The 14,340-nt window shown below is 74.7% G+C and carries 12 protein-coding genes; 10 read left to right on the top strand and 2 right to left on the bottom strand.

Annotated features, from left to right (window positions below; genetic code table 11):
* Positions 1–106: 106 nt before the first annotated feature.
* The 10 genes from AB0N76_RS20005 (at position 107) to AB0N76_RS19960 (ending at position 11,892) form a co-directional block, all read left to right on the top strand.
* A complete protein-coding gene (locus AB0N76_RS20005) occupies positions 107–1,417 on the top strand; it encodes an ABC transporter permease (RefSeq protein WP_363558818.1) in 1,311 nt (436 codons plus the stop codon).
* Between the two features lie 533 nt (positions 1,418–1,950).
* Positions 1,951–3,450: a nitroreductase family protein gene (locus AB0N76_RS20000; RefSeq protein ID WP_363558817.1), complete on the top strand. Its 1,500-nt coding sequence runs from the start codon at positions 1,951–1,953 to the stop codon at positions 3,448–3,450.
* A gap of 5 nt (positions 3,451–3,455) precedes the next feature.
* Positions 3,456–4,973 (top strand): class I adenylate-forming enzyme family protein, encoded by a 1,518-nt coding sequence (locus AB0N76_RS19995; RefSeq protein ID WP_363558816.1) that lies wholly within the window; start codon positions 3,456–3,458, stop codon positions 4,971–4,973.
* 68 nt (positions 4,974–5,041) lie between these two features.
* Entirely contained in the window at positions 5,042–5,305 is a 264-nt protein-coding gene (locus AB0N76_RS19990; RefSeq protein ID WP_363558815.1) for a phosphopantetheine-binding protein, read from the top strand.
* Positions 5,298–6,044 carry a dihydrodipicolinate reductase C-terminal domain-containing protein gene (locus AB0N76_RS19985; RefSeq protein ID WP_363558814.1) on the top strand — a complete coding sequence of 249 codons (747 nt, stop codon included), beginning with the start codon at positions 5,298–5,300 and terminating at the stop codon, positions 6,042–6,044. The genes AB0N76_RS19990 and AB0N76_RS19985 overlap by 8 nt, the downstream gene beginning before the upstream one ends.
* Positions 6,041–6,808: a class II aldolase/adducin family protein gene (locus tag AB0N76_RS19980; protein ID WP_363558813.1), complete on the top strand. Its 768-nt coding sequence runs from the start codon at positions 6,041–6,043 to the stop codon at positions 6,806–6,808. The genes AB0N76_RS19985 and AB0N76_RS19980 overlap by 4 nt, the downstream gene beginning before the upstream one ends.
* Before the next feature lie 85 nt (positions 6,809–6,893).
* Positions 6,894–8,033 carry an acyl-CoA dehydrogenase family protein gene (locus tag AB0N76_RS19975; RefSeq protein ID WP_363558812.1) on the top strand — a complete coding sequence of 380 codons (1,140 nt, stop codon included), beginning with the start codon at positions 6,894–6,896 and terminating at the stop codon, positions 8,031–8,033.
* Between the two features lie 75 nt (positions 8,034–8,108).
* Positions 8,109–9,479: a condensation domain-containing protein gene (locus AB0N76_RS19970; RefSeq protein ID WP_363558811.1), complete on the top strand. Its 1,371-nt coding sequence runs from the start codon at positions 8,109–8,111 to the stop codon at positions 9,477–9,479.
* Positions 9,479–10,549: a polysaccharide deacetylase family protein gene (locus tag AB0N76_RS19965; RefSeq protein WP_363558810.1), complete on the top strand. Its 1,071-nt coding sequence runs from the start codon at positions 9,479–9,481 to the stop codon at positions 10,547–10,549. Before AB0N76_RS19970 ends, AB0N76_RS19965 begins: the two co-directional genes overlap by 1 nt.
* A 44-nt stretch (positions 10,550–10,593) precedes the next feature.
* Entirely contained in the window at positions 10,594–11,892 is a 1,299-nt protein-coding gene (locus AB0N76_RS19960) for an MFS transporter (protein ID WP_363558809.1), read from the top strand.
* 120 nt (positions 11,893–12,012) lie between these two features.
* Here AB0N76_RS19960 and AB0N76_RS19955 read toward each other — a convergent pair whose 3' ends face one another.
* Complete coding sequence (locus AB0N76_RS19955; protein WP_363558808.1) at positions 12,013–12,981, bottom strand: GNAT family N-acetyltransferase; 969 nt, start codon at positions 12,979–12,981, stop codon at positions 12,013–12,015.
* Positions 12,978–14,330 carry an MFS transporter gene (locus tag AB0N76_RS19950; protein WP_363558807.1) on the bottom strand — a complete coding sequence of 451 codons (1,353 nt, stop codon included), beginning with the start codon at positions 14,328–14,330 and terminating at the stop codon, positions 12,978–12,980. The genes AB0N76_RS19955 and AB0N76_RS19950 overlap by 4 nt, the downstream gene beginning before the upstream one ends.
* Between the last annotated feature and the right edge of the window lie 10 nt (positions 14,331–14,340).

Below are 14,340 nucleotides of genomic sequence, written 5' to 3'. Positions count from 1 at the left end.
GGCACCCCTGGGGGGGGCGGCCCGGCTCCCACGGGGCCGGGCCCCCCCCACCACCGCGGGCCCGCGCCCCGGTGGGGCGCCGGCCCGCCCCACCGAGAGGAAGCGCATGCGCGCAACCGCCATCTGGCGCCGGCCGAAGGCCTGGCTCACCGCCGTCGTCGGCGCCCTGCTCGCCGTCATCTGCACGTCCACCTACCTCGGGGCGAGCATCGACCCGCAGGGCCGGCTGCACGACCTGCCGGTCGGCGTCGTCAACGCCGACACCGGCGCCGCCGCGGGGGGCGAGCGGGTCGAGCTCGGTCGGCTCGCCCTGGACGGCGTCCTCCAGCAGGGCGCGACCCAGCACCGGATCGCCTGGCAGGACCTCGGCAGCCAGGAGCAGGCACTGGACCGGCTCGCCGACGACCGGGTCTACGCCGTCCTGGTGATCCCGCCGGACTTCAGCCGTTCCGCCCTCGGCCTGCTGACGGCGGAAGGCGCCGGAGCGTCCGCCGCGCCCGGCGAGCGCCCCGCGCTGACAGTCCTCACCAACCCGGGCGCCGGCGGCGTGGCCGCCTCGCTGTCCCAGACCGCCGCCACCGCCGCCGCCGCGGAGGCCTCCGCCCGCCTCGGCCGCCAGCTGCTCGACCGCGCCACCGGCACCCCGGGCCCGGCACTGCGGCTGCTGCTCGCCGACCCCGTCCGGGTCACCACCGCCCCCGGCCACCCCGTCCCGGCCAAGTCCGGCGGCGGCACCCTGCCGCTCTACTACGCGATCATGCTGCTGCTGGCCGGCCTGCTGCCCGCGATCATGGTCACCACCGGGCTGGACGTGGCCCTCGGCTACCTCCCGATGGAGCTCGGCCCCAAGCGGGTGCTGCAGCCGGCCGCGCCGATCTCCCGGACCCAGACCCTGCTCGCCAAGCTCGGCATCGGCGCCGGGGCCGCCCTGCTCAGCGGCACCGCGGTGCTCGCCACCGCCACCGGCCTGCTCGGCCTGGAGACCCCGCACCTGTTCCAGCTCTGGCTGCTCTCGGTCGGGACCACGGTCACCGTCGCCACCCTGACGCTCTGCCTGGTCGCCGCGCTCGGCACCCCGGGCCAGCTGCTGGCCCTGCTGCTGGTCACCCTGTTCGGCGCGCCGACCTCGGGCGGCGCCATGCCGGTCCAGGCGATGCCCTCGACGCTCGCCGAGTTCGGCGCGCTGCTGCCGGCCCGTCATGTGGTGGACGGGGTGCGGTCGGTGCTGTTCTTCGACGCCCGGGGAGCGGCCGGCCTCGGCTCGGCCTGGCTGACCCTCGGCTGCTACCTGCTGCTCGCGCTGGCCGTCGGCTTCGGCGCGAGCCGGAGCTACGACCGGCGCGGCCACGTCCGCGGCCACCGGCTGGACCGCGGCCGCGCCCCCGTACCGCAGGCCGGCCGACCGCAGGCCGGCTGACCCCCGGACGCGCCACGGCGCCCGTGATCGGTGTGGTGTCACCACCCGCCGATCCGGGCGCTTTTGTCGTCCTGCGCGCGATATCGCCAGCGAGGATCCGTATTGCCCCGGGCTGTCGGCGAGGCCCGGTCAATCCGTATTGCGGGCCTATCCGGCTCATTCGCCCGGTTGGGCGGGATTCATTCGACAGCTTTGTTAACAATGGTCTTGACCATTGCCCGACACCCTTGGCATGCTGGCAATGGCAGTTACCGATCATGCGTTCGCGGGGGTATGAGACGCGCAATCGGTAATGTGTCGGATTCTGAGACGGGGGGCCGGATGGACGGGTGTTTGGTGCGACCGCCAGCCCTGTTCAGAGGGCATCTGCACGCCCTGTAACGAATTTTTTTTCGCAACCGCAGTTGGTATGCCCCTCACATTCCTCCGTGGTGCATTAGGTCCGCAGAACGGTGCGGAGGGTAATTCCTGCCCGCACGCTGCCCCGTGCATATTCCCGTGGATTGTCAGAGAATAGGAGGTGTGCGTCAGACGTGCAAGGAAAACTGATCACTCAAAAAGCCGGATCAGTCGCCTGCGCGCCCGAGCGCGAGCCCGCCGCCGGCGCCGTCGATCTGTGGGCCCGGGTGGCGCTGCCCGCGGCGGCCCCCGAGCCGCCGGCCGAACCCGTGGCCGCGCCCGGTCTGCGCCTCGCCCTGTCGCTGCTGGAGGAGGGCGCGCTGACCAGCCGCGCCAAGCGCTCCGGCGGCTCGTACGTCGGGCGGGCGGTGCCGTCGGCGGGAGCTGTGTACCCGTACGAGTTCGCCGTCCTGGTGGTCGAGGACGGCGTGCCGACCGCCTTCCGGATCGACGCCGACCGCCGCACCTGTGCCCGGATCGCCGTCGGGGACCGCGTCACCGCCGCCCTGGAGGCGTCGCTGCTGACCGTTCCGGCGGACGGCGGCGCGCTGGTGCTCACGCTCACCCGGCCCTGGCTGTCGATGCGCAAGTACGGCGACCGCGGCTACCTGTACACCCAGTTGGACGCCGGCCACGCGGCCGGGAACCTCGCGCTGGCCGCGGCCGGCCGCGGTGCGGCCGGGGTGCTGCGACTGCGCTTCCCGAGGGAATCCCTCTCGGAATTGCTGGAGGCGGGCGAGAACTGCCGGGAGATCCACTCCGCGCTCCTGGTCCCGGCCGGTCCGGCGGGTTCGACCGGTCCGGTGGGTTCGACCGGCGGGTCCGACGAGGCGCCGAACCGCTGGACCGTCCACGACGACACCGACCGGGAATCGCGCGGTCCGACCTGGCGGTCCTGGCTGGAGAGCACCTGCTGGGACTCCCTCGCCGGATGGCCCGAGCAGGCCGGTTCGCCGACCGTGCGGACCGTGCCCGCGCCGCTCGCCGAGGTCCGCGCGGAGCGTCAACTGCCGGACGGGAGCGCCGGACTGGGCGAGGTGTCCGGCTGGCCCGAGCTGATCGGCACCCGCCTCTCCAGCAAGGCCTTCACCGGTGAGCCCGTCCCCGCCACCGCCGTCTGGCGGGCCGTCTCGGCCCTGTCGACGCCGCTGGAGACCGACCTCCCGGTGGCCTCGCCGCTCTCCGCCACCCTGGTCCTGCGGTCGACCACCGACCCCGACCGGGACGCCGTCTACCGGCTGGACACCGGCGAGCGCCGGCCCGGCCGGCTGCCCAGTACCGACGAGGTGGCCCGCGCCTGCATGCAGCAGCGCGCCCTGGCCGGCGCCGCCGCCGTCCTGCTGCTGCACGTGCCGCGCACCTCGCTCGCCGGACCCGGCTCGGCCGGCGACGCCGAGAACCTGCGCGAACTCGCCTTCCGCTGCGGCGCCCTGGGCCAGCTGCTCTACCTCGGCGCGAACCGCGCGCAGGTCGGCGTCACCGGCATCGGCGGCTTCGACACGCCGCTGTGGCGCACCCTGGCGGGGCTGCCGGAGGACGACGAGATCCTCTACGCCCTGCTGCTCGGCAGCCCGGACGACTCGGGCATCAAGTTCGACCGGCTTGCCATGGCGCACGCCCAGAACGAGCGGTGATCCCGATGTCCGCCCTCCTCCCCGCCGACGTCGCCCCCGCGGTCCCGGCCGCCGCCCTGCCCGGCGTCCTGCCCGGTGTCTTCGCCGAGGCCTTCGCCCGCCACGGCGACCGGCTCGCCGTCACCGACGCCTCCGGTTCGATCGACTACGCCGGACTCGCCGAGCGGGCCCGCGCCGCGGCCGACCGGCTCGCCCGGTACCGCCCGGCCGGCGACCTGCCGGGCGACCGGCTGCGGGTCGGCCTGTACGCCACCAACTCCGTGGACTACGTGGTCGGTTACCTGGCCACCCTGTTCGCCGGCGCGGTGCCGTTCCTGGCCGACTCCGCCTTCGGCCCGTTCGAGCTCTCCCGGATCGCCGAGGACTGCGGCCTGGACCTGCTGCTGCACGCCCCCGGCGCCGAGCTCGGCACCGTCGTCGAGGACCAGCCGGACGGCGAAGACGCGGCGGACGGCGGCGAGTTCGGCGCCCTGACGCTCAGCCGGGTGCGCCGCTCCGACGCCCCCCGCCCGCAGCTGCTGGACGACACCGAGGTGTGCCGCTTCACCTCCGGCTCCACCGGCCGGCCCAACTGCATCGAGTTCTCCGGCGCGGCGGTGTCCGCGGCGGCCGCCAACTGGGCGAAGGGCACCGGCCTCGCCGCCGACGACCGGATCGCCTGCCTGGCCGCGCTCTCCAACGGCCTGGCCTTCAACACCTCGCTGCTGGCCGCCTTCCTGCCGGGCGCCTCGCTGCACCTGTCGCACGGACTGCCCACCGCCTCCCGGGTGGTGCGCCTGCTGGAGAGCACCGCCGCGACCCGGCTGGTGGCCTTCCCGGCGCTGTACGAGTCGATCGTGCGGCGCGCCCCGCAGCAGGGCTTCGGCGCCATCCGGGCGGCGATCTCCTCCGGCGCCCCGCTGCGCGAGAGCGTGCGCGAGGAGTTCACCCGGATCACCGGCGTGCCGATCAACAACTACTACGGCGTCGCCGAGGCCGGTCCGCTCACCTACGCCGCCGACGGGGCCGGCACCGGGCTCGGCGCCCCGCTGCCCGGCGTCCACCTGCTCGCGGAGGAGCAGGGCATCCGGGTCCGCAGCGAGTCGATGGGCTCGCGCTACCTCAACGCCCCCGGCGTGTTCGAGGAACGCGTCGACGCCGAGGGCTACTACCGCACCGGCGACCAGGGCCGGCTGGTGGACGGCGCGCTCCGGCTCACCGGGCGCACCAGCCGGATGGTCAACGTGGGCGGCCGCAAGATCGACCCGATCGAGGTCGTCGAGGTGCTGCGGACGGCCGCCGGAGTGCTGGACGCGGTCGCCTTCGAGGCCGAGAACCGGCACGGCGAGCCGACCCTGGCCGCCGTGGTCGCCGTCGAGCCCGGCGTGACCGCGCAGTCCGTGCGCACGCACTGCGCGGCGACGCTGCCCGCGTTCAAGCTGCCGGGCCTGCTGCACCTGGTGGACGAGATCCCCGCGAACTCGATCGGCAAGCCGTCGATCGAGCGCCTGCGCCGCCTGGTCGGCGAGCTCCAGAGCAACTGAACCCCCCTTCGAGACACTTCGCGACACCTCGCGACGCCTCGCGACACTTCGAGACACAGGAATACCCCATGGACCAGACCGCGCTCCGCACCAAGATCTTCGACCTCGCCATCGCGGCCGGCGACGGCAGCGTCTCCGCCGCCGAGCTCACCGGCGCCAACTACTCCCTCCGCGACGTCGGTTACTCCTCGCTCTCCTACATGCGGCTGATCGACAGCATCGAGAACGAGGTCGGCGTCTACCTGGACCCGGAGGCCCCGATCGAGCACTACGAGACCATCGACACCGTCACGGCCCTGGTGGTCGCCAGCGGCGTCGGCGCCGATGCCTGAGGCACCCGCCGCCGGGACGCCTGCCCCGCCGCCCGGTGACGGCGACGGTCCCACCATCGGGATCGTCGGCCTCGGGCGGCTCGGCTCGGCCCTGCGGTCGGTCTGCCGGGCCGAGGGCGTCCCGGTCACCCTCACCGCCTCCCGCCGCGGCGGCTGGTCCGTCGAGGCCGACCCCGACGTGCTGGTGGACGTCAGCGGGCCCGAGGCGCACCCCGAGGTCCTCGACTACTGCGCCACCCGCCGGATCCCGCTGGTCGCCTGCGTCTCCAACCTGACCGACGCCCAGTGGCAGGCGCTGGCGGAGCTGGCCGAGGAGGTGCCGGTGGTCCGGGCCACCAACCTCTCCTTCGCCCACTACCTCCAGCTGCGCATCGCCGAGTTCACCGCCGCCCTCACCGCGGGCCGGTTCGAGGCGAGCACCACCGTCCGGGAGCGGCACCCGGTCGGCAAGGCGCACCGGCCCAGTGCCACCGCCCTCGTACTGGCCGGCACCTGGGCCGGGGCGAGCGGCCGGGCGGTCGCCGACATCGCCGACGAACGGGCCGGACTCCCGGTCAGCGAACACGAGTTGACCCACACCTGGGACGGCGAGTCGCTGCACGTGCGGCACCACGTCGGCAGCTGGACGGTGCCCGCCCGGGGCGCACTGGCCGCCGCCGGCTGGGCCCGCGCCGCGGCCCCCGGTCTGGTCACCATGCGGACCGTCTACGACGACCTGACAGCGAGGAGCACGACATGACCACCGCGACCACCGTGACCGGCGCCGAGCCGAAGCCGCTGAGCCCGGCCGAGCGCCGGCTCGTCCTCCAGGTCGCCACCGGCGCCCGGATGCTCTCCCTCGACGGGCACGACGACTTCAACCAGGGCCAGATCTCCGCCCGGATCCCCGGCCGCGACGAGTTCTTCATCAAGGGCGCGCTGGTCGGCTTCGACGAGGCCACCCCGGACGACGTGGTCCGCTGCTCGGTGGACCACACCCTGCCCGCGCCGCCGCTCGCGCCGCCGGAGCTGCCGCTGCACCAGGCCATCTACCGGGCCCGCCCGGACGTCAACGGCATCGTGCACAGCCACGCGCCGTACACCCTGCTGTTCGGCGCCACCGACCTGCCGATGCGCCCGATCTCGCACGACGGCGCCTACTTCCGGGACCGGCTCGGCCTGTTCACCGAGACCAGCAACACCGTGCTGGACATCGAGACCGGCGAGCACATCGCCGAGGACCTCGCCGACCACCCGGCCGTCCTGCTGCGCAACCACGGCGGCGTGATCGTCGGCAAGAGCGTGCGGCACGCCTCGGTCTTCGCCCAGGTGCTGGAACGGGCCTGCCGGCTCCAGCTGACCGCCGAGGCCAGCGGCGTCCCGTACGTCTGGTCCACCGACCGGGACGTGGCCGCCAAGCAGGACTTCATCTACGCCGACCTGTCCGTCCGCTCCTACTGGGACTACGCGGTCCGCCGGGTCGCCCGGCACTGGCCCGAGGTCGCCGGCTGGGACCGCGGCTGACCGCGCCGCCCTTCCGTCCGATGCACCCGCCCCACCCGCCCCACCCGCTCCGCTCACCACGCCCGACACGCACAGAGGTGGTCCGATGAAGGTCCAGCGCATCCTGCCCACGGAGGAGGCGGCCGATCTGCTCGGCCTGGTCCGGGAGATCGCGGCCGGTGAACTCGCGCCCCGCGTCGCCGAGTTCGAGGCCAACCACGAGTTCCCCCGGGAGATCGTGCGCACCCTCGGCAAGGCCGGGCTGCTGAGCCTGCCGTACCCCGAGGAGTACGGCGGCGGCGGTCAGCCGTACGAGGTCTACCTCCAGGCGCTGGAGGAGATCGCCTACCACTGGTTCGGCGTCGCCGAGGCGGTCAACGTGCACAACCTCGCCTGCTTCGGCACCGCCACCTACGGCACCCCGGCCCAGCGCGCGGAGCTGCTGCCCGACATGCTGGGCGGCGAACTCCTCGGCGCCTACTGCCTGTCCGAGGCGGAGGCCGGTTCGGACGCCGCCTCGCTCACCACCCGGGCGGAGCGCGCGGACGACGGCTACCTGATCACCGGCACCAAGGCCTGGGTCACCCACGCCGGGCACGCGGACTTCTACAACGTGTTCAGCCGCACCGGCGGCCCCGGCGCCCGCGGCCTGTCCTGCCTGGTCGTCCCCGGCGACACGCCCGGCATGGTGGTGCACGAGCCGGAGCGGAAGCTGGGCGTCTGGTCCAACCCCACCGCGCAGGTCGGCTTCGAGGGCGTCCGGGTCCCGGCCGGGCGGCTGATCGGCCGCGAGGGCAAGGGCTTCCTGATCGCCATGGGCGCCCTGGACTGCGGCCGGCTGGGCATCGCCGCCTGCGCCGTCGGTATCGCCCAGGCCGCCGCCGACTACGCGGTGAAGTACGCCCGGGAGCGCCGCCAGTTCGGGCAGCGGATCGTCGACTTCCAGGGCGTCGGCTTCCTGCTCGCCGACATGGCCACCCAGATCGCCGCCGCCCGGGCGCTCACCCTGGCCGCCGCCCGGCTGAAGGACGCCGGCCTGTCGTACTCGCTGGAGGCGGCCAAGGCGAAGCTGTTCGCCACCGACGTGGCGATGAAGGTCACCACCGACGCGGTGCAGGTGCTCGGCGGCGCCGGCTACGTCGCCGACCACCCGGTGGAGCGGTGGATGCGGGAGGCCAAGCTGCTGCAGATCGTCGAGGGCACCAACCAGATCCAGCGCATGGTCATCTCGCAGGGCCTGGACTAGCGGATCCATCCGGCTCCGGTCCGATTTTCAGCAGGCGTCGTCGTACGAGGCAGAGCGAAGGGAACGTGCACCATCATGACCACCGTCGAGGAACGGACCATCAGGCTGGACTCCGCGCGGGCCGGCACCGGCCCGGCCACCTGGGGCCAGCGGGCGATCTGGGGTGTCGTCACTCGGCTCGGTGACGACGCCCCCCGCTACAACCTGCGGCTCGACCTCCCGGTCACCCCGCCCCGCCCCGCCGCCGCCGTCCTGGCGGACCTCACCGAGCTGCTCCGGATGCACGACAGCCTGCACACCCGGCTGCTCCCGGACGGCGCCGACGGCCTGGAGCAGGTCGTCGACGGCAGCGGCGACCTCGCCGTCACCGTCCGCGCGTGCACCGCCGCCGAGGCCCCCGCCGTCGGCGAGGCCCTGATGGAGGAGCTGGCCGGACGCTCCTTCGACCACGCGGCCGAATGGCCGTTCCGGGTCGGCCTGGTGGAGAGCGGGGGCCTGGTCCACCGGCTGGTGCTGGCCGCCTCGCACACCGCGATGGACCTGTGGGGCGAGGGCCGGATGCTCCGCGACCTCGCGCTGATCGAGGCCGGCGAGTCCGCCGAGGCGCTGCTCCGGGACCGCCCCGCGCTCCAGCCGCTGGAGGCGGCGGCGGTCCAGGCCTCGCCGCTCGGCCGCCGCCGGGACGAGGCCGCCCGCCGCTACTGGTGCGAGCGGCTGGCCGCCGGCCCCCGGCGGATCCACCACGACCCCGCCGCGCCGGAGCTCGCCGCCGACCCGCACCGGCTGTTCCCCAACGCCCTGCTGCGCTCGCCCGCGCTCGCCGTGGCGGTCGAGCCGGTGGCGGCCGAGCTGGGGGTGAGCGACGCCGCGCTGCTGCTCGGCGCCGCCTCCCACCAGCTGGCCCTGATGTCCGGGAGCGACGACGTGCTCTTCCAGGTGGTGGTCGGCAACCGCTTCCAGCCGGCCGCCGCCGAGTCGGTCAGCACGATGGCGCAGGAGGCCGTCTTCCTCCTCCCGGACGCGGCCACCGACTTCGCGGACGCGGTCCGGCGCACCCGGTCCGTCGCGTTCACCGCCTTCCGGCACGCCGGGTACGACAAGTGGGCGCTGGACCGGGAGCGGGCGGAGCTGATCGAGAAGGGCGAGGCGGGCGACCACTCGCACTGGTGGAACGACACCCGCGACCCGGGCAGCGGCCCGTTCGAGACGGTCGAGCGGCCGTCCGAGCCGCTGGCCGAACTGGCCGGCCGGACCGAGCTGAGCTGGCCGACCGACTTCCTGCCCCGGGCCAACGTCTCGCTGGCGGTGGACGTGCTGACCGCCCCCGGCGTCCTCGAACTCGCCATGACCGCCGACCCCGCCGTGTTCTCCCGCGCGGACATGGAGCGGTTCCTGCGCGGAGTGGAGGGGCTGGTCGTCGCCCGGGCGCTCGCCCTGGGGGACTGATGGGCGGGCGGTACGCGGGCGTCGCGGCGGGCATCGCGTGGACGGGTGAGGGCTACCAGGTCGAGGTCCTGGACGGGGCGGGCCGCCGGGTCGTCGAGGCGAGCAGCTGGGGTGCCGACCGGGTCGCCGAACTCGTGCCCTGGCTGCGGGGGTTGAGCGAAGGATCCGGTCTCGCCGTGGTCCTGGACAGCACCAACGGCCTGCTCGACGGTCCGCTGACCGCCGCCGGCCTGGACGTCTACCGGGCCGACCCCTGGCTGCTGCCGCCCCGGCCCCGGTTCGGCTCCGTCCCCGCCGAACGGCTCGCCCGCAGCGCCCTCGACGGCCCGGCCCGGGTGACCGCCGAGGGCGGCAGCCTGACCGGCCGCGCCGAGGAGTACCACGAGGGCGTCCGGCGCAGCGCGCCCGCGCAGGCCGCGATGACGGCCGCCGGGCGCTGCTTCGAGCACGGCCGGCGGGACACCCCGCGGGTCGCGCTGACCTTCGACGACGGCCCCGACCCGGTGCACACCCGGCAGGTGCTGGAGATCCTGGACCGCTACGGCGCCCGGGCGACGTTCTTCTGCGTCGGCCACCACGTCGCCGCGCTGCCGGACGAGGTCCGCCGGATCGCCGACGCCGGGCACGAGCTGGGCAACCACTCCTGGTCGCACCCCTTCCTGCCCGACCTCACGCCCGAGCAGCTGCGCGAACAGCTGGACCGGACCACGGAGGCGGTCGCCCGGGTCACCGGCGAGGCGCCGACCCGGTTCCGGCCGCCCTACGGCGGGCTCACCCCGGAGGTGCTGGCCACCCTCGCCGAGCACCCGGGCACCGTCACGCTCTGGGACGTCGACTCCCGCGACTGGTCCCGGCCCGGGCCGGAGCGGATCGCCGAGACCGTGCTCGGCGGCGTCCGGCCGGGCTCGGTGGTGCTGATGCACGAGGGCGCGGGCGACCGCGGCCAGACCGTCCGGGCCCTGCCGTCGATCATCGAGGGCCTGCTCGAACGCGGCCTGGAACCGGTCACCGTCGGCGAACTGGCCGCCGTCCCGGCCGCCCCCGCAGGCGTCCCCGTCACCCGATCCTGAACACCACGAAACACCACGAGCAACGGCTGGAGCATCGCGTCGTCATGAAGGAAGTCCTGGCAGACCACCCCGAGGCAGACCACCCGGCGGCGGACCCGTCCGACCCGTCCGACCCCTCGGTGTCCACCGGACCGGGCACCGACGGGCCGGCGATCTGGACCCGCAACTTCCGGTTCTACTTCACCGCCCGCAGCGCCGGCCTGCTCAGCTTCGCCATGCTGCCGGTCGCCGTCTCGGCCGGCCTGCTCAGCGCCGGGTACGGCGTCAGCATCGCGGGCTACGCGATGGCCTTCCTGGTCGGCCCGTTCGCCGGCCTGGTGCTGTTCGGCGGCGTCCTCGCCGACCGGTTCACCGCCCGCCGGATGATGATCTTCGCGGACCTGGCCAACCTCACCGCCCACGTGCTGCTCGCCCTGCTGTTCTTCCACGGCATCGACCACCTGTGGCAGCTCTACGCGATGCTGGTGATCGCCGGCGTCGCCAACGCGATGTTCCAGCCCGGCGCCTCCTCCACCGTCCCGCTGGTCTCCCGCGACGTCCAGGGCGCCAACGGCGTGCTGCGCACCTCCGAGGCGCTCACCGCGCTCGGCGGCCCGGCGCTGGCCGGCCTGCTGGTCGGCTTCGGCTCCACCGGCTGGGTGATGGTGATCGCCGCCGTCGCCTACGCCACCAGCGCCGTCTGCCTGTTCGCGCTCCGGCTCGGGAAGGTGCCCGCCCCGCCGGCCGGCGAGAGCCTGTGGCGCAACCTGGTCGGCGGCTGGTACGAGTTCCGCTCCCGCAGCTGGCTCTGGGGCGTGATCGTGATCTGGATGTTCTTCGCCGTCTTCTCCTGGGGGCCGCAGCTGTCGCTGGCCGCCGGCGTGATCGTCCCCGAACACGGCGCCACCGCCTTCGGCCTGCTCAACTGCGCGTTCGGCGCGGGCACCGTGGCCGGCGGCCTGCTCGCCATCCGTTTCAAGCCCGAACACCCGCTCGCGGCGGGCGCGGTGGCGATGCTGGCCTACCCGCTCTACCCGCTGGGCATCGTGCTCGGCTGGCCGGTCTGGCTGCTCGCCGCCGCCCAGGTCGCGGTCGGCGTCGGCATCACCATCTGGGGCGTCATGTGGGCGACCAGCGTCCAGACCCAGGTCCCCGGCGAGGCCCTGAACCGCGTCCACGCCTACGAGGTGGCCGGCTCCGTCGGCATGTTCCCGATCGGCAGCGCCCTGGCCGGCCCGGCGGTCGGCGCCTTCGGTACCGACAGCGTCCTCCTCGTCGGCGTCGTCGTCGCCCTCCTCACCGCCACCGCCCTCCTCCTCACCCGCCCGATCCGCACCCTCCGCCGCCTCCCCGACCGCGCCTGAGCGCCCCCCCCGCACCCCTGGGCCGTTCCCGCCACCACACGGGAGCGGCCCAGCGGCGTTCCGCCGGGGATCATCGGAGCACCCGCGGGTTCCGGTTCGTCGGCTCGGGCCGTTGACGTCTCACTCGGCGGAGAGGACCAGGCGGCGGGTGGTGTTGCGGTAGTTGAGGCGGGCGAGGGTGGTGGACATGGGGGTGTTGGTGAGGTCGGTGTCGGCGCGGATCTGGGTGGGGGTGGTCTCGGTGGCGAGGATGCGGGTGATCTCGGCGAGGATGTCGGTCGCGTAGCCGTGGCCGCGGTGGGCGGGGAGGACGCCGAGGTAGCCGACGACGGGGGAGGCGTGGTTGCGGGAGGGGAGGCCGAAGCCGACGGGTTCGCCGTCGGGGGTGCGGGCGACGCGCCACCAGGTGCGGTCGCCGAGCATGGTGTCGCGGTAGAAGGCGACGTCCTCGCGGGCCTGGGCCTCCTCGCCGACGCGGTCGGCCTCGGTGCGGGAGGCGGCGTCGAGGCTGCCGTCGAGGACCCGGCGGAACAGGTCGACGAAGACCTCGTCGTCGGGTTCCGGGGTGAAGTGGAGGCGGTCGGAGGGGGCCGGGAGGCCGGCCTCGGGGGTCCACTCGTAGCGGAGGCGCTCCAGGTCGGCCGGGAGGCCGGCGCGGCGGGCGGCCTCCTGCCGCCAGGCGACGGCGGCGTGGGTGTCGGGCTGCTCGCGCCAGTCGCCGGGGAGGACGAGGTGGTAGTCGGCCGGGGCTTCCAGGCCGGCCCGGGCGTAGTCGGCGTGGGCGGCGCTGAGCAGGTCGGCGGCCAGGGTGGTGCGCTCGGGGTCGGTCGGCACCGAGTCGTGGACGTAGAGGCCGTCGAGGGCGCTGGGGTGGGCGTCGTCCGGGTCGCCCCACCAGACGGCGAGGGCGAGCGGGGTGTCCTCGGGGGTGGCGGAGTCGGGTTCGGCGATCCAGGTCCAGGCGGGGCGGTACTCGCCGCTGGCGATCCGGGTCCGGTAGGTGTCGGCCGTCAGGCCGCCGGCGGGGCCGGTGGCGAGCAGCGGGAGGACGCGGTCGAGGTCGGAGGGGGTGGTCGGACGGATGATCACAATGCCTCTGGGGTGCTGGAGTTGGCGGCGCCGGCCCGGATGTCCGGTTGTTCAGGATACGTCGGAGATGGTGGTGGGAGCGGCGTGACGGTGTGGCGGCGGCCGGTCAGCGCGGTGACGGCCAGCAGCAGGCCGGTGCAGCACAGGAGCAGGGCGCTGCCGGGGTCGTCGGTGGTGGAGAGCAGGCGGCCGAGGGTGGGGGCGAGCGGGCCGCCGGGGGCTACCAGGGGGTTGCAGACCAGGGAGACCAGCGGGCCGGCCAGCAGGTAGCCGAGCAGGGTGCCGCCCTGGGTGAACATCCGGCGCAGGGCGAACACCCGCCCCTGGGCCTCGGCGGCGACGGCGGACTGCCAGAGCACCTGGGAGCAGCTGCTGACCACCGGCAGGCCGAGGAAGAAGGTGAAGGCGGCCGCCGCCAGCAGGCCCGGGCGCGGGTGGAGGCCGGCCAGCAGGACCGCGGCGCCGCTGAGGACGGTGGCCGCGGTGATCCAGGGCAGCGGACGGCGGGGGCCGGCCCAGACCGACATGGCGACGCTGCCGACCGCCAGGCCGAACCCGCCGGCGGTGCTGACCAGGGCGACCGCCGCGTTCTGGTCGTCGGCCGGGGTGGCGGACAGGACCAGGGGGAGCAGCAGGGCGGTCGCGGCGGCCTCCGCCGCGTTGAACACGGTGACCAGCCGGAGCAGGTGGCGCAGGCCCGGTTGGCCGGTGAGCAGCTTGCGGCCCTCGGTCAACTCGGCGCGCCAGCCTGGTCGATGGGTCGGCTGATCGGGTCGCCTGCGGTGGTCGGCCGGTTCGGGGAAGCGGGCGATCAGCAGGGTGAGCACGCCCAGGGCGAACGAGACGACGTCGACCAGCAGCACGGCGCGCAGGCCGCCCGCGCCGAGCAGGACGGCGGCCAGCATCGGGCCGAGCAACTGGGCGCCGGCCAGGGCGGTCTGGGTCATGGCGCCGGCCCGGCCGCGCTGGTCGGGCCGGACCATGCCGGTGACGGCGGCGGCCAGCGCGGGCCACTGGAAGGCGGCGCAGCAGGACTCCACGACGGTGGTCGCGTACACCTGCCAGATGGTGAGGTGCCCGGTGGTCTGGGCGGCGGCGAGTGCCGCGGCGGCGAGCATGGCGACGGTGTCCGCGCAGAGCAGGACGGTGCGGCGCCGGTGGCGGTCGACCAGGACGCCGGCGGCCGGGGCGGCCAGCATGCCGGGGGCGAAGCCGAGCAGCAGGCCGGTGGCGAACTGGGTGACGGAGCCGGTCTGTTGGTAGATCCACAGGCCGAGGGCGAAGCCGGAGATGCTGGAGCCGAGGGCGGTGAGCAGCCGGCCGGCCCAGACGATCAGGAAGACGGTCACGGCGCCTCCG

The sequence above is a fragment of the Kitasatospora sp. NPDC093806 genome, assembly GCF_040683335.1.
GTDB lineage: Bacteria > Actinomycetota > Actinomycetes > Streptomycetales > Streptomycetaceae > Kitasatospora.
This window is presented reverse-complemented; position numbering and strand designations above follow the sequence as displayed.

Coding starts and splice junctions, on each gene's coding strand:
- AB0N76_RS20005 (WP_363558818.1), top strand. CDS start 107: ATGCGCGCAACCGCCATCTGGCGCCGGCCGAAGGCCTGGCTCACCGCC.
- AB0N76_RS19995 (WP_363558816.1), top strand. CDS start 3,456: ATGTCCGCCCTCCTCCCCGCCGACGTCGCCCCCGCGGTCCCGGCCGCC.
- AB0N76_RS19990 (WP_363558815.1), top strand. CDS start 5,042: ATGGACCAGACCGCGCTCCGCACCAAGATCTTCGACCTCGCCATCGCG.
- AB0N76_RS19985 (WP_363558814.1), top strand. CDS start 5,298: ATGCCTGAGGCACCCGCCGCCGGGACGCCTGCCCCGCCGCCCGGTGAC.
- AB0N76_RS19980 (WP_363558813.1), top strand. CDS start 6,041: ATGACCACCGCGACCACCGTGACCGGCGCCGAGCCGAAGCCGCTGAGC.
- AB0N76_RS19975 (WP_363558812.1), top strand. CDS start 6,894: ATGAAGGTCCAGCGCATCCTGCCCACGGAGGAGGCGGCCGATCTGCTC.
- AB0N76_RS19970 (WP_363558811.1), top strand. CDS start 8,109: ATGACCACCGTCGAGGAACGGACCATCAGGCTGGACTCCGCGCGGGCC.
- AB0N76_RS19965 (WP_363558810.1), top strand. CDS start 9,479: ATGGGCGGGCGGTACGCGGGCGTCGCGGCGGGCATCGCGTGGACGGGT.
- AB0N76_RS19960 (WP_363558809.1), top strand. CDS start 10,594: ATGAAGGAAGTCCTGGCAGACCACCCCGAGGCAGACCACCCGGCGGCG.